The 15,295-nt window shown below is 70.4% G+C and carries 13 protein-coding genes; 2 read left to right on the top strand and 11 right to left on the bottom strand.

Going from position 1 to position 15,295, the window contains the following annotated elements:
* Together NYZ98_RS37100 and NYZ98_RS37095 are read left to right on the top strand one after the other, a co-directional pair.
* Nucleotides 1-1,652 (top strand): hypothetical protein (locus tag NYZ98_RS37100; RefSeq protein WP_262849283.1); only part of this gene is annotated, 1,652 nt, incomplete at its 5' end.
* Nucleotides 1,653-6,674: 5,022 nt separating this feature from the next.
* Entirely contained in the window at nt 6,675-7,382 is a 708-nt protein-coding gene (locus NYZ98_RS37095; RefSeq protein ID WP_262849281.1) for a hypothetical protein, read from the top strand.
* A 375-nt stretch (nt 7,383-7,757) separates the two neighbouring features.
* On the opposite strand, the gene truA is transcribed toward NYZ98_RS37095, so the two are convergent.
* The 11 genes from truA to map all read right to left on the bottom strand — a co-directional run bounded on the left by truA (nt 7,758) and on the right by map (nt 15,256).
* On the bottom strand, nt 7,758-8,621 hold the full coding sequence (gene truA / locus NYZ98_RS37090; protein ID WP_262849289.1) for a tRNA pseudouridine(38-40) synthase TruA: 864 nt from the start codon (nt 8,619-8,621) through the stop codon (nt 7,758-7,760).
* Between the two features lie 248 nt (nt 8,622-8,869).
* Complete coding sequence (gene rplQ, locus NYZ98_RS37085) at nt 8,870-9,433, bottom strand: 50S ribosomal protein L17 (protein ID WP_262849279.1); 564 nt, start codon at nt 9,431-9,433, stop codon at nt 8,870-8,872.
* Nucleotides 9,434-9,549: 116 nt separating this feature from the next.
* Nucleotides 9,550-10,566, bottom strand: a complete 1,017-nt coding sequence (locus NYZ98_RS37080) for a DNA-directed RNA polymerase subunit alpha (protein WP_114032755.1) — start codon at nt 10,564-10,566, stop codon at nt 9,550-9,552.
* 121 nt (nt 10,567-10,687) lie between these two features.
* Nucleotides 10,688-11,314, bottom strand: a complete 627-nt coding sequence (gene rpsD, locus NYZ98_RS37075) for a 30S ribosomal protein S4 (protein ID WP_262849277.1) — start codon at nt 11,312-11,314, stop codon at nt 10,688-10,690.
* Between the two features lie 20 nt (nt 11,315-11,334).
* Nucleotides 11,335-11,739: a 30S ribosomal protein S11 gene (rpsK, locus tag NYZ98_RS37070; RefSeq protein WP_248964969.1), complete on the bottom strand. Its 405-nt coding sequence runs from the start codon at nt 11,737-11,739 to the stop codon at nt 11,335-11,337.
* Nucleotides 11,740-11,832: 93 nt separating this feature from the next.
* Nucleotides 11,833-12,213, bottom strand: a complete 381-nt coding sequence (rpsM, locus tag NYZ98_RS37065) for a 30S ribosomal protein S13 (RefSeq protein WP_262849274.1) — start codon at nt 12,211-12,213, stop codon at nt 11,833-11,835.
* A gap of 205 nt (nt 12,214-12,418) precedes the next feature.
* Nucleotides 12,419-12,532, bottom strand: coding sequence for a 50S ribosomal protein L36 (rpmJ, locus tag NYZ98_RS37060; protein ID WP_003956441.1), 114 nt, complete (start codon nt 12,530-12,532; stop codon nt 12,419-12,421).
* A gap of 106 nt (nt 12,533-12,638) precedes the next feature.
* On the bottom strand, nt 12,639-12,860 hold the full coding sequence (gene infA, locus NYZ98_RS37055) for a translation initiation factor IF-1 (RefSeq protein WP_012887858.1): 222 nt from the start codon (nt 12,858-12,860) through the stop codon (nt 12,639-12,641).
* A 409-nt stretch (nt 12,861-13,269) separates the two neighbouring features.
* Nucleotides 13,270-13,734, bottom strand: a complete 465-nt coding sequence (locus NYZ98_RS37050; RefSeq protein WP_262849271.1) for a hypothetical protein — start codon at nt 13,732-13,734, stop codon at nt 13,270-13,272.
* Nucleotides 13,735-13,912: 178 nt separating this feature from the next.
* Nucleotides 13,913-14,332: a DUF1707 SHOCT-like domain-containing protein gene (locus NYZ98_RS37045; protein ID WP_262849269.1), complete on the bottom strand. Its 420-nt coding sequence runs from the start codon at nt 14,330-14,332 to the stop codon at nt 13,913-13,915.
* 81 nt (nt 14,333-14,413) lie between these two features.
* Nucleotides 14,414-15,256 carry a type I methionyl aminopeptidase gene (gene map, locus NYZ98_RS37040; RefSeq protein ID WP_262849267.1) on the bottom strand — a complete coding sequence of 281 codons (843 nt, stop codon included), beginning with the start codon at nt 15,254-15,256 and terminating at the stop codon, nt 14,414-14,416.
* Nucleotides 15,257-15,295: the final 39 nt, after the last annotated feature.

Raw genomic sequence — 15,295 nt, 5'->3', positions numbered from 1 at the left:
CCCCCCAAACCCCAGGCGCCCCCTCCCAACACCGAGGCACATCCGCTCCCTACGGCCTGGGCGCGACCGCCCAAGGCTCCGCGGCATCCGCTCCCTATACCTCAGGAGCATCCACTCCTTACGGCTCAGGCGGCGCCCCCTCGTCCCCCGGCGCAGGCGCGTACCCCGACCCCCTGTCCTACGACTCGGGTACGACCGGTTCCTCCGGGAGCGCGGCCTCGTACGGCGCCGACCGCGTCTACGGCCACGAACGCCCCGTGAAGCGACCCGACCCCCTAGACCCGCGCACCGACCCGTTCGGAAACCGTGCCGACCCGCTCGCCGGCCGGGGACCGGACCGCCCCTTCGACACGCGGCAACCGGGTAGCACCTTCGGCGAGCCGCAAAGAACCGACCGACCCCACGAAACCCCCTCCCAACAAGGCGACCCCCTCAACACCACCTCACCCACCCCCCGAGGCAACCCCTTCGAGACCGGCTCCCGCCAAGGCCATCCGCTGGACCCCTCGCCCTCGGCGAGCAGGCGATTCGGCGCGGCATCCTCCCCCCCGAGCCGCCCCTTCGAGGCCTCCACACCCCAGAGCCGTTCGCTCGAAGCCGCGTCGCCTCCGGACCCCTTCGGTGCCGCGTCCTCTCCCAACCGCCCGTTCGAGGCCACCACGCCCCCGGGCCTCTTCGAGGCGGCGTCGTCCTCTCCCAGGCCGTTCGAGCCCGCCTCCCCCCCGAGCCGCCCGTTCGAGAGCCCGGCACCGCAAAGCCGCTCTTCCGAGTCGTCACGGCCCCAGGGCGGGGCGTACGGCGGGCAGTACGAGGAGCAGGGCCGTGAGGAGCAGCGGAGCGAGCGCCGGCCGGGGAAGGAGAAGCCCCTGTCCCGCCCGCCCATGGAACGGCACAGGCAGGAGCCCGAACCTGGCGGACGGCGGTCCCGCGCCCCGATCTTCGTCGTGGGCGGCGTCCTGGCCCTCATCGCCGCCGTCGTCACCAGCGTCGTGATCATGAGCAACGCCGACGACCCGGCCGGGACGACCGCGTCCCCCACGGGCGCCGCCCAGCCGCCGGCCCAGGTCCCGTTGGTGGGAAGTCCCAACGACAAGTACGGCTACACGGCCTCACGCAAGACCGACCCCCAGCCGCTCACCCTCAACGAGCTGTTCGGCAAGAAGAAGGTGACCACGCACGGGCGCTCCTACGCCATGACCGTGCGGCGCTCCGACAAAAAGTGCAAGGACGCCGTCCACGGCACCGGCATGCAGAAGGCGCTCAGCGCGGGGCAGTGCACACAATTCCTGCGGGCCAGCTTCCGTGACGGCCCGGGCAAGCTCATCGGCACCATCGGCGTGGCCAACCTGAAGACGACGGCGGCGGCGAAGAAGGCCGCCAAGACCGGCACGGGCGGCGAGCTGGAGGACTACGTCAACCCACTTCAGGGCAAGGACGCCGCGACCAAGCTCCTGGGCAGCGGCGGCGACTCCTACGCCACCGCCTGGTACCAGGGCCACTACCTGGTCCTCCTCTGGTTCCAGTACAAGGACGGCCACAAGCCCTCCAAAACAGAACTGAAGAGCCTCAACCGAGCAGCGGTCGACATCACCGAAAAAAGCGTCTTCACCGCCCTGGACACCCGAGCCCTAACCGGCTCCCGCACCAAATAACCACCCCACACAAAGGTCCTCGCCTACGGCTCGGGCAGTGTCTCTGGTGGCCTACCGGCCGCCCGACACACCAAGGGCCTATCGGTCCAGCCACCCCCGACCCCTCGCACTCGTGCTTACCCCCTGCCTCACCATCAGGAGACCTCTCTTCGGCGCCGAAGCGGCGGGACGTGGAACGGCGAACTCGGCGCCTCATACGGCGCCGAGCCCAGCGGAAATGGTCCTCGCCTTGGGCTCGGGCGTTTTTCCATGGCCTGCCGGCCCTGCCGACCTTCCCCGACCCCACCGGCTACCAACCCCCGCCCCCGATCCCGCCTCTGATCCCGCCCCCGGTCCCGACCCCCGGCTATCTCCTCGCACCCGCTGCCATGCATTGGGCGCCGACGCGGCGGGGGGGTACGGCGGACTCGGCGCCTCGTACGGCGGCCACACCGGCAGTTGTCGTGGGGACTTTTCCGGCGCCGGCGGGACGTGGTACGGGCGTTGGCGCTCCGTCCGGTCGCCGAACCGCCGAACATGCGCTCGATGCCAAGGCGAGCCGCCAGGCCCAAGAAAGCGCCCGAGCCGAAGGCGAGGACCATGAATCGACGGCGAAGGCCCACAGATCACCCCACCGCGACTTGATGCCCCCGTGCCGAGGCGCCGACCGAGAGGCGGCGGCCGAGGCGGCGGGACGTAGTACGGCGAACCGAGCGCCCCTTACGGCGGCCGCACCCGGTAAAGCTCGCCAACCTCGCACGGATGGAGCCTAAAACCTCTCAAACACACACATAACCAGACAAATAGGCTGTCGAACTAGACCGGGAAACGCCCATAGCGGTATGCCGATCTCCGACTGTGGATACGCTTCCGCATATGCGTGGCCAGGACTCCGGATCCGAGCACGAGCGCGAGACCGAGAGTTCGGGGGCTCCGGCGATGCCGCCCCCGAGCTTCGGGCAGGCGCACGATCATGTGCCTCGGACCGACCAGAGCGTGACGGACACCACCTCCGCCAAGGAGACGCCGTGGTTCCAAGACGCGTCGGCTGACCAGCAACGGCGCCCCGATCCCTGGGGTAACGGCGCGGACGCCCAGCCGTGGGATCCCTCCGAACGTTTCCCGACCATGTACGACTGGTTCGGCCGTTCGGACAGTTCGCCGAACGAGGCCCAGCACAGGTCACCACTGCCGAAGCCGGGCGACCCTCCGCCCGCCACGCCCGGTGCCTCGGCTTTCCCCGCCTCCGGCGTCGCGGGCGGGGCCGGTGATGCCGGGAGTGTGAATCCGCTCAGCGGACATAGTCTGCCCAGCAGTCCGGATTTTCCCAGTTCAACGACCTTCAGCGGTTCAGCCGGATCGAACCCGCCCAGTGCAGCGGGCTCTCCGTCCTCCGTGTTCCCCAGCGGCTCAAGCGGTAAGAACCCGGCCGCCGCCCAGAACCCGCCGACTGGTACGAACCGGCCCGGAGGGTCGGACACGCCCCGAGGATCGGACACGCCCGGCGGGCCAGCCTTCTCCCAGGGGACGGACAGCCACGTCGCGCCTCCTACCACCGGTGCCTCGCACCCATCCGGTAGCACGGCCACTCCGGTCGGAGGCCCGCCGCAGAACGATGGCCCCCTCGTGGACCCACTCCAGGGACAGGGCAGTCCGGCCGCTCCGGTCGGGGACCGGCCACAGAACGATGGCCCCATGGTGAACCCACGGCCGGGACAGGGCAGTCCGCCCGCCCTTGGCACCCCACCCCGGCAACGGCCTTCTTCGTACGACACACCCATCGAGATCCAGGTCTGGCCGGCACCCGTCGCCTCGCCGGCGGAAGCGCCTCCCGGGACGCCGGTCCCGCCCCCAGGCATCGAGGCCACCACCGGGCGGATCGCCGACTTCCAGGCACAGCCGCCCAGCATCCCCGAACCACCCGCCGCCACGGGCCGACCCACCGACTTCCAAGGGACGCCGACCGCAGGCCCCGAATGGGCGGGCGCCAACGGCCCCGAGCGAACCGCCGGGTACGACTCCGCGCGGTCCGGGCAGCCGGATTCCGGGACGCCCGGCTCTTCGGGCACCTGGTTTCCCCCACCTCTGCACCCCGCCCCTACCTTCGCCGACGCGCCTCCGGCTCCGACGCAGGACGCAACATGGTTCTCCGCCCAGGACGGCGCGCCCGCTGCGAGCGCGCCGACCGGCCCTCAGGACGCCCCGTCCATCCCGCAGGACACCTCGTCCATCACGGCGGACGAGCCCTGGACCTCACGTCCCACCACCCCGCAGCCCGTCCCCCCGGCCTTCCAGCAGGCGACGGCGTCCTCCCCATCGGACGCGCCCTGGACCGCTCGGCAGGAGCCCCCAGCGCCGGGAGACGCGTCTCGGCCGCCCCAGCACGGCGCGCCGCCCCATCCGGGTGACACGCCATGGCCTTCGCAGGGCCAGGTGACCTCCGCGCCGGGCAACGCCCCGCAGGACGCCCAGTGGCAGACCAGCCCCGTCCCCGTGGACGCACCGTGGACGCCGCAGGGAAGCGGCAGCCTGCCGTCCGATGCCCCGCAGGACGCCCCGGCGAATCCGCTGAGCACCTCGGCCACCCCACAGGACGCCCCCTGGACCCCGCAGACGACCACGAACTCGCCACAAGGCGCCTCCTGGACTTCGCATACGACCTCAGACAGCCCGCAAGGCGCCCCCCGGACCCCGCAGGCGACCTCGGGCTCGTCGCAAGGCGCCCCCCGGACCCCGCAGCCGACCTCGGGCTCGTCGCAAGGCGCCCCTTGGATCGCGCAGCCGACCTCGGACTCGTCGCAAGGCGCCCCTTGGATCGCGCAGGCCACCTCGGACTCGTCGCAGGGCGGGGCTCAGGCTCCGCAGGGTGCTCAGGAGGCCGCCTCGGCGCCGTCCACGGGGCCGGGTGGCGGGCCCATGCGGCCGGCCGAGATCTACGAGCCTGGTGACGTTCCGGTCTGGCCTCCCTTTCCCGCCCCAGGCGAGGCGGAGCAGTACCGGCAGGCAGAGGGCCGGCCGAGCGGCGGGCTGATCTCAGGCGGAGCCCCGCTCCCCCTCCGGGACCACTCCCCCAGCCGCCAGCCCACAACGAAACCGTCCATCTCCAACACCCCCGGCCAACCGCCAACCGGGCAGTCCACCGCCCCAGGCCAACCACCGACCGGCCGACCCGACAGCTTCGGACAATCCCCGGCCGGGCAGTCCAACAACCTCGGCCAACCACCGACCGGGCAGTCCACCGCCCCCGGCCAACCACCGACCGGCCGCCCCAACGCTCCCGGGCAAGCACTGAACGAGCAGTTCGACAGTCTCGGGCAGGTGGAGCGTCCTGGGCAGGTGGGCGGGGGTTCAGCGGATCGGGCCTCGGGCACGGGCGGGTCTCTTTCGGGTGACCTGCTGGACGAGGCCTCACGTCCGCTGATCGGATCCTCGTTCGGTGGTCCGCTGGACGACGCCACACAGTCGCTGAAGGGGTCCTCGTTCGGTCCGATCGACGAGGGCACCCGGCCCCTGGCCGGTTCCTCGTTCGGCGCCCGCCCTGGCGAGGCCGTACGCCCCGCGACCCGCCCTGGCGAGGCCGTACGCCCCGCGACCGGCGATCCGCACGGGCGGCACCCCGACGATCAGGCATCCGATCAACTCGGGCGTTTCCCTGGTACGCCGCCGCCTTCGCCGCCGCCTCCTGGGCAGGGTCCGACTCCGACGATCCCCGCGCCCTCTCCGCCTCCGGTCCCCGCGCCGACCATTCCGGCGCCGCGCCCGCCGTCTCCCGCGACCACTCCCTCGGCCCTGGAGATGCCCGCGTCCTCCACGGCCGGACCCTTCGCTTCCGGGTCCCCCGGTTCCGGGGCGGCCGGTCCTGGAATGGCCGGTCCTGGAATGGCCGGTTCCGGGACGGCCGGTCCTGGCGCGATCGGTTCCGGGACGGCCAGTTCCGGGGCGACCGGTCCTGGGGCAACCGGTTCCGGGGTGACCGGTTCCGGGGTGACCGGTTCCGGGGTGACCGGTCCTGCCGATCGGCAGGGGTCCACGTCGGCGGGTGCCATCCTCCCGCCAGGGCCGGTGCCCGGGACTCCCGGTGGGCCGACCATGCCGCCTTCCGGTGGTTCCGGTGCGCGGCGGCCGCCGCACGCCCCCGGTACGCCGCTGCCTCCCGCCCCGCTCACCCTGCCTCCGCTGGCGGCCGGATCGCCCGCCGCCGGCTCGTCACCGGGAGGCCCCACGCCGCCGGGTACCTCCCTAGGCGGCCGCGCGCCGGGGACCCCGCTCCCGCCGGCTCCGCTGACCAGCGACGCTCTTTCGCCGGGGCCGCATCGCCCGGCGGGCGGCGCGCTCCCGGCGACGCCGAGCGGTGCGCTGCCGCCTCCGCCGCCACCCGGTACGCCCCTGCCGCCGGCACCGCGCAACCTCTCGTCCCTGGCGCCCCCTCGTCCGTCCACCGGCGTCTCCGGCCTCGGCCCGCCCCCGAACGCCTCCCCGCCGGGCGCCACCCCGCAGGGTGCCCCGACCCTGGGATCGTCACGACCCGGGACGGCCAACCCCAACGATTCCAACCTGAGAGCGTTCGGTCCCGGCGCCTCCGGTAACGCCTCGGAGCTCAGCACCTTCGGCCCAGGCGCCTCCGGCATCGCGGGCCCCAACGCCTCCGGCGTCGCGGGCCCGGGCACCTCGGCGCCCGGCGCCCCGGGCTCCAAGACCCCGCCCTCCGGCATCTCCGGCCTCGGCACATCACCACCCGGTACGTCGGCACCAGGCACTTCGGTGCCCGGCAATCCAGCGCCTGGTACCACGACGCCCGGTACCTCCGCGGGTGAGGCTCCGGGGACGCAGAACGGCTCCGCGACCACGCCCACGGCACCCGGCTCCGCCACATCAAGTGTCCCCGCGGCATTCGGGGCCGAACGGTCTTCCTCCGCGACCGCCGAACGCCCTTCCCCCGGCACGACGACCGAACGACCGCCGTTCGTCCCGCCAGGGGCCACGCCCCCTGAGCTGCCCTCGGGCCCCGGATCGGGCACGCCTCCCGCCCGGTCGGGCAAGAGGATGGTGCTGGCCGCCGGCGTGGCGGTGGCCATCGCCGCCATCGGCACGGCCGCCTACTTCGGCTACCAGAACTACGGCACGAGCCAGGCGGCGCCGACCCTGCCGCCGATCCCGTCCGTGGACCCGCAGGTGCCCGAGCCCACCGACGCGGTCTCGGCCGAGCCGACGCCGGCGGCGACGAACGTCCTCGACTCCGAGGAGACCGATGCCCGGAAGCTCACGCTCAAGGAGGCGTTCGCCCGGCAGCGCGTGAGCGTCGGGGGCCGGACGTACACCCGGACCAAGGTCAACATCACCGCCCAGTGCGACAAGGTCGCCGTGGGGGCGTTCGCCTCGGCCCTGAAGCGGGAGAAGTGCAGCAGGGTGCTGCGGGCGACGTACGTCGACAGCAAGGGACGGTACGCGGTCACGACGGGCATCGCCGTCTTCCCGACCAAGGACGCGGCCGTCGCGGCGGACAAGAAGAAGAACCTCGCGAAGACCGTCTGGTTCCGCGGGCTGGCAGGCGGCAGCGGGACCGGAGCCGACAAGGCCGACATCTCCGGTGGTTACGCCGCCGGGCTCGTCTGGGGCCGCTACATCGTCTTCAGCTTCGCGACCTACAGCGACGGCCACACTCCCACCACACAGGAGAAGGATCTCGGCCCGGTCAGCGGCGCCTTCCGCGACCACACCTCCCAGGTGATCGAGAAGCGCGTCACCGGCTGACCCCGGCACCCCCGCGTGACACCCCTGGCCTGAGCGACGAGCATGTGATCCTCACCCCCCGGGCCCGGACGATGCGGGCCCGGACGAGCAGACGATGCGGACGCGGACGATGCGAGCCCGAACCAGCGGACGCGGACGATGCGGGCCCGACGGACGTCACTGCGGTGGGGCGGGCCAAGGTGCTCATGTTCGGCGGCCCGGGCGAATCCGCGGCCCGGGCGAACCCGCGCGACCCGGGCGAACTTGCTGAGATCCCTCGCGTGCTTCAGGCCGAAGGCGAATGGTCAGTGGCCGAAGGGTCACCCCTGATAGGCGGTGGCAAGCCGAAGGTCCACACTCAGAGTCACCAAGGCCCGCACCCCGGCGAACGTAAGGTCAGCCGCCGAGGGTGCGGACGCGGCGGGTGAGTTCGGCTCGGCGGGTGAAGTGGGCGGGGTCGGGGTAGCGGACCTCTTCCAGGCACAGGCCGTGCGCCGGTGCGACGTTCACCCCCGGGTCCCGTACGGCGGACACGAGGACCTCGCCCGGCCATTCGACGGGCCGTTGCCCCTCGCCGACCGCGAAGAGCGAGCCGACCAGGGCGCGGACCATGGAGTGGCAGAACGCGTCGGCGACCACGGTGGCCACCAGCAGCCCGCCCTCGTCCCGCTCCCACTCCAGACGCTGGAGTTCCCGGATGGTGGTCGCGCCGTCCCGCCTCTTGCAGAAAGCGGCGAAGTCGTGTTCCCCGAGGAGCCGGGCGGCAGCGGCGTTCATGCGGTCCATGTCGAGGGGACGGGGGTACCAGAGAACCTCGCGCCGGCGAAGCGGGTCGCCTCCCCCGGGGGCCTCGCTGACGCGGTACGCGTACCGCCGGAACAGGGCGGAGAAACGCGCGTCGAAGCCCTCAGGGGCCTCTGTGGCCGCCCGGACCCGGATGTCCGGTGGGAGAACGCCCACGAGCCGTCGCGTGAGCGCTGAGAGGCGCTCAGCGACGCCCATCGGCTCCGTGGGGGACCCCCTGTGCCCCTCGACGGCCCTGAGCGCCTCGGGATCCAGGTCCAGATGGCACACCTGTCCTCGGGCGTGCACCCCCGCGTCCGTACGCCCGGCGACGGTCAGCGTGGGCGGCGGGTCGAGGCGGAGGACACGGCCGAGCGCGGCTTCCAGCTCGCCCTGGACGGTGCGCCGGCCGGGCTGCCGCGCCCAGCCGGAGAACTCGGTGCCCTCGTAGGCCAGATCCAGCCGGAACCGCGCCATCCTCGTCTCTGTCTCCACCGACTCCACCCTCCCAATGAGAAAGGTCCATACGGACCCGCGACCCCCACCCCGTACAGCGAATGGGCCTCACGAGACCTGTCCGACGCACACCCTGTACAGCGCAAGGGCCTCACGGAACCTGTCCGACGCACACCCTGTACAGCGAAAGGCCCAGCGCACCGGTCGGTGTGCTGGGCCTGTCCACGATCTTGGCGGGCCGGGAGAGAAATCCCGGCGGCACTATGAGATCAGGCCTCGTCCTTCTTGGACTCGGTCTTCTCGTCCGCTGCGGCGGTCTTCTCGTCGGCGGCGGCGGTCTCGTCGGCGGGCGCCTCGTCGGCCGGGGTCGCGTCGGCCGGGGCCTCGGCGGCGACGTCGTTCTCAGGGAGCTCGACGATCTCCTCGGCGGGAGCCGGGGCGGCGGCGGGCTTGCGCGACACGCTGACCGCGTTCAGCGGCTCAGACACCAGTTCGATCAGCGCCATGGGGGCGTTGTCGCCCTTGCGGGGGCCGAGCTTGGTGATACGGGTGTAGCCACCGGGACGCTCGGCGAAGCTCGGAGCGATCTCGGTGAACAGGTGGTGGACGACGCCCTTGTCCTTGACCGTGGCCAGGACGAGGCGGCGGTTGTGGATGTCGCCCTTCTTGGCCTTGGTGATCAGGCGCTCGGCCACCGGCCGAAGGCGCTTGGCCTTGGTCACGGTGGTGCGGATGCGGCCGTGCTGGAACAGCTGGGTGGCGAGGTTCGCCAGGATCAGCCGCTCGTGGGCCGGGCTGCCGCCGAGGCGTGCGCCCTTCGCAGGCTTGGGCATGGTGGTTCTCCTTTTGGATAACCCGCTCCGGCCGTGCCAGGTACCGGGGTCGGGCCGGGGGCCTCGGGCGAGGCCCCCGTTGACAGAAATGCGGACGCGCTACCGGGCGGGACCGATCAGTACTGCTCGGTCTCCACGTAACGGGCGTCGTCGTCGTCGTAGTCGCCGCCGGCGACGGCCGTCGGGTCGAACCCGGGCGGGGAGTCCTTGAGCGCCAGCGTCATCTCGTGCAGCTTCTGCTTGACCTCTTCGATCGACTTGGCGCCGAAATTCCTTATATCGAGAAGGTCCTGCTCGCTGCGCGCGACGAGCTCGCCCACAGTGTGGATGCCCTCGCGCTTGAGGCAGTTGTAGGAGCGGACCGTGAGGTTCAGCTCCTCGATCGGCAGCGCCAGGTCGGCGGCGAGCGCCGCGTCCGTCGGCGACGGGCCGATGTCGATGCCCTCGGCCTCGACGTTGAGCTCGCGTGCCAGGCCGAACAGCTCGACCAGGGTCTTGCCGGCGGAGGCCACCGCGTCGCGGGGCTTCATCGACGGCTTGGTCTCGACGTCCAGGATCAGACGGTCGAAGTCGGTGCGCTGCTCGACTCGGGTGGCCTCGACCTTGTAGGTCACCTTGAGGACCGGGCTGTAGATCGAGTCGACGGGAACGCGACCGATCTCCTGGCCCGGCTGCTTGTTCTGGGCGGCGGAGACGTAGCCGCGACCGCGCTCGACGGTCAGCTCCATCTCCAGCTTCGCCTTGCCGTTCAGCGTGGCGATGTGCAGGTCGGGGTTGTGCACCTCGACGCCCGCGGGCGGCGCGATGTCGGCGGCCGTGACCTCGCCGGGACCCTGCTTGCGCAGGTACATGACCACCGGCTCGTCGTGCTCGGAGGAGACGACCAGGGCCTTGAGGTTGAGGATGATGTCGGTGACGTCTTCCTTGACCCCGGGCACGGTCGAGAACTCGTGGAGCACGCCCTCGATGCGGATGCTCGTGACGGCCGCCCCCGGGATGGAGGACAGCAGCGTACGGCGGAGCGAGTTGCCGATGGTGTAGCCGAAGCCCGGCTCCAGCGGCTCGATGACGAACCTGGACCTGGTCTCCTCGATCGACTCCTCGAGGAGGGACGGGCGCTGTGCGATAAGCATGTGGGATCTCCCCTGGTTCCGCGGGGCCCGCTATTTGACCACCGCGACGGTGTACTGCACTGCCGGGCGCCGTACGACCCCGAAAAGTCGTACAGCCCCCTGACAGAGTATGCGCGAGCGCCTACTTGGAGTAGAGCTCGACGATCAGCTGCTCCTGGACCTGCGTGTCGATCTGCTGGCGGACCGGGAGCTGGTGCACGAGGACGCGCAGCTTGTCCGGGACGACGCCGAGCCAGGCCGGGATGGTGCGGTCGGCCGTGGTGGCGCGGGCCACCTCGTACGGCATCAGGTTCCGGGACTTCTCACGGACCTCGATGATGTCGTGATCCCGGACGCGGTAGGACGGGATGTCGACCTTCTTGCCGTTGACCAGGAAGTGGCCGTGGCGGACCTGCTGGCGGGCCGCGTCACGCGACACGGCGAGGCCGGCGCGGAAGACGACGTTGTCCAGACGGGTCTCCAGGATCTGGAGAAGGTTCTCACCGGTCTTGCCGGTCCGGCGGTTGGCTTCCTCGTAGTAGTTGTGGAACTGCTTCTCGAGGACGCCGTAGATGCGGCGGGTCTTCTGCTTCTCACGAAGCTGGAGCTGGTACTCAGACTCCTTGGGACGGCCGCGACCGTGCTCACCCGGGGGGTAAGGACGGATCTCGATGGGGCACTTGGGGGACTCACACTTGGCGCCCTTGAGGAAGAGCTTGGTCTTCTCTCGGCGGCAGAGCTTGCAGTCCGCTCCGGTGTAACGAGCCATTTCTCTATATCTCCTGGGCCTCAGACGCGGCGGCGCTTGGGCGGACGGCAACCGTTGTGGGGAACCGGGGTGACATCCTGGATGGAGCCCACCTCAAGGCCGGTGGCCTGGAGGGAGCGGATGGCGGTCTCGCGACCGGAACCGGGGCCCTTCACGAAGACGTCGACCTTGCGCATGCCGTGCTCCATGGCGCGGCGCGCGGCGTTCTCCGCGGCCATCTGCGCCGCGAACGGCGTGGACTTGCGGGAGCCCTTGAAGCCGACGTGGCCGGCACTGGCCCAGGCGATCACGTTGCCGGTCGGGTCGGTGATCGAAACGATGGTGTTGTTGAACGTGCTCTTGATGTGGGCGTGCCCGTGAGCGATGTTCTTCTTTTCCTTGCGGCGCACCTTTTTCGGTGCGCCCTGGCGGCTCTTCGGAGGCATGTAGCGCTATCTCCTGAGGTGGTCGGTCCTGCTGCGTGGACGGGGGCGCGTGCTCGTGGCCCTGCCAGGGCCGGCTCGGCCCCCCGTCGCGGACTACTTCTTGCCGGGCTTCTTCTTGCCGGCCACGGTCTTCTTCTTGCCCTTACGGGTGCGCGCGTTGGTCTGCGTACGCTGACCGTGCACAGGAAGACCCCGGCGGTGTCGGATGCCCTGGTAGCAGCCGATTTCGATCTTGCGGCGGATGTCGGCCTGGACCTCGCGACGGAGGTCACCCTCGATCTTGAAGGTGGCCTCGATGTAGTCACGCAGCGGCACCAGCTCGGTGTCGGACAGCTGGTGGACGCGAAGGTCCCCGCTGATCCCCGTGACGCTCAGGACTTCCTGAGCGCGGCTGCGGCCGATTCCGTAGATGTAGGTGAGAGCGATCTCCAGCCGCTTGTCGCGGGGGAGGTCGACGCCAACCAGGCGAGCCATGGTCGGGCATTCTCCTTCGTTGTGGCGGAGGTCCTGCGCTTCACTACCCCTCCCCATGCCCGGGGTGAGGGCCTCGGCCTCCGACCGAGGGTCGCCCACGTGGTTCGGCGTGGAACGCCGCCTTCGTGGGTGTGACGCGCGATTACTTTGCTCCGGACCGACCTCGCCCGGCCGTCACCGGCCTGGCTGTCCTGTCCGGCCGCGATCAGCCCTGGCGCTGCTTGTGGCGCAGGTTGTCGCAGATCACCATGACGCGACCGTGCCGGCGGATCACCTTGCACTTGTCGCAGATCTTCTTGACGCTCGGCTTGACCTTCATAGTCCCTGTCGTTTCCTCAGACGGCCCGCCGCCGGCCCTGCCGGTCGAACAGCCGCGCCATGCGTGAGCACGGGCGGCCGGTCTTCCTCGCTGCCGGGAAGGGGGCTTACTTGTATCGGTAGACGATCCGCCCACGACTGAGGTCGTAGGGGCTCAGTTCAACGACAACCCTGTCGTCTGGGAGGATTCGGATGTAGTGCATCCGCATCCGTCCGCTGATGTGGGCCAGGACCTTATGGCCGTTGTCGAGTTGCACCCGGAACATCGCGTTCGGGAGCGACTCAACCACAGTGCCCTCGATCTCGATGGCGCCGTCCTTCTTGGCCATGTCCCTCGCGTTTCACTGATCGGTCGTCTGAGGTAATCGGCACACTACGCAGCCGCGACGCAGAGCGCGGGTAGAGAGCGGCGATCCTGGACCGCCGACGCGCGCAATGGTCATAGTGAACCGACAAAGGAGTGTACGACAACCGGCGAGGAATTGCGAAACGCCTGGCGCTTGTCTGGACACAACCGACCACTAGCGTACCTCAGTCCGCCGGCATCGCGGGACGCCCCGCCGCACACCCTGACACGCGCGGACGAGCCCGGCGGAGAGGAGGGGAGAGCGGAGTGAGAGGGGTGACCGGTGGGACACGAGAGAGGCGGGCGCCCCGTAGGAGCGCCCGCCCGGTTTTCCCCCGCCTCCGATCCCCCTCACTGGGACCGGATGGTCAGATCAGGTGTGGAACGGCCGATCAGAAGCTGCCGTAGCGGTGCCAGCCGCTCCAGTCGTAGTCGCGGGTCGAACCCTCGCCGACGCGGAAGCGGAAGCCGTCGATGTCGTCGTCGTTGAAGCGGATCCGGCTGGAGGAGTGACCGAAGGTCTTGTAGCGGTTGAAACGGTGCCAGCCGCGGTCGTCGTGGTAGTAGACGTCGAGCCACGCGTACTGACGGTCCCGGTCGCGGTCGAACAGGTCGAAGTCGAAGTAGTAGTCGCCGTTCGCCCTCCACCAGTAGCCCTGGACGTAGGAGCGGTCGCCACGGTCCTCACCACGGCCGAAGCTGGAGAAGTAGGGGCCGAAGCGGTGACGCGAGGCCTGCGTCTGGCTGGCGGACGAGTTGTCGGACTTCGTCGCCGCCTGGGCGGGGACTGCGGCCAGTCCTGCGGCCAGCGACCCGGCGAGGGCGGTGCCGATGAGCAGGTTGCGAATCTTTCGCACGGTGTTCCTCCTGTGAGCGAGCGTCCCCCGGATGAGGACGCGTTCCCCGTGCCGGTCCGAGCTTTCGGTGCTGCTCTTTCCGGACAACGCTCACGCTATGGAGATCCGGCCCGGTGTTCTGCGTACGAATACGCATTCAGGGCCGAGCGTGCATTACTGCACAGAACAGGACAGAAATCTAAGGCTCGATCTGCTTGCCGTGGGGCTTGTGGTCGGTGCCGAAGAAGCTGCCGACCAGCAGGATCGCCCCCCAGGGGCCCGCCACCCACATCGGCCAGAAGTACCCGCCGAAGTCGCTCATGGCCCAGATGACCGTGCACACCGCCACCACCGAGAAGTACGACCCCCAGGCGGCCTTGAGCCCCTTGTGGGCGTTGGAGGGCTCGGCGGCCTTCGCGGGCGGCCGGGCGGCGGCCGGCGGGGCGTTCAGGTCGATGTCGGGCAGGTCGGCGGTCAGCTTCCGCAGGTCACCGAGGGTCTTGCCCTGATAGACCAGCTCAAGGCGGTCGTTGAACTCGTCCATCGTGAGCCGGCCCTGGGCACAGTGCTCACGGAGGGCGGCCGCGAACCTGTCCCTGTCGCCGTCGGACGCCCTCATATCCGGTGTGGCCGCCATCGTCCCCAACTCCCGTGCTGACATCCGCCGAGGAGGACCTCCCTGCGAGCGGGTCACGGGAGCCTAATGCTCGTCCCTGACCTCGGCAGCGAACTTTCCACCCAGCAGTTCGGTAAGCCGTGCCTTCCCCCCGTCAAGGGCGGTAAGCACCCAAGGCCCATTATCAGTCACGGCGACGCTGTGTTCGAAGTGTGCCGAGGGCTTTCCGTCGATCGTCACGACGGTCCATTCGTCGGGCAGCACCCTGGTGCGGTCGGTCCCCAGGTTGACCATCGGCTCGACGGCGAAGCACATGCCGGCCTCGAACTTCGGGCCCCTGCCGGGCCTGCCGTGGTTGGCCACCCACGGGTCCATGTGCATCTCGGTCCCGATGCCGTGGCCGCCGTACTCCTGAGGGATGCCGTAACGGCCCTGAGAGCGCACGTAACGCTCTACCTCGTGGCCGACGTCGGACAGGTGCCCGCCCACCTGAAGGGCCGCGATACCGCGCCACATGGCGTCCTCGGTCACCCGCATCAGCTCGACCAGCTCGGGGCCGACCTCGCCGATCGCCACGGTGATCGCCGAGTCGCCGTGCCAGCCGTCCAGGATGGCGCCGCAGTCGATGGAGATGACGTCTCCGTCGGCCAGCGGCCGCCGGTCGCTCGGGATGCCGTGGACCACCTCGTCGTTCACGGAGGCGCAGATCGTCGCGGGAAAGCCCTGGTACCCCTTGAAGGAGGGGATCGCGCCCTCGTCGCGGATCGCCTTCTCGGCGATCGCGTCCAGGTCCAGCGGCGTCATCCCCGGTCGCACGGAGTTCCGCAGCAGTTCGAGCGTTCGCCCCACCACGAGGCCGGCGGCCCGCATCTTCTCTAGCTGCACAGGTGTCTTGATCTGGATCCCGTGCTTGTTCTTCTTGAACACTTACTGGCACCCCCTGGGGTGAATCAACCGACGGCGCGA

Origin of the sequence: Sphaerisporangium corydalis (genome assembly GCF_025506355.1) — a bacterium.
Lineage (GTDB): Bacteria > Actinomycetota > Actinomycetes > Streptosporangiales > Streptosporangiaceae > Sphaerisporangium > Sphaerisporangium corydalis.
The sequence above is the reverse complement of the archived record's forward strand: the minus strand, read 5'-3'. Positions and strand labels throughout refer to the sequence as shown.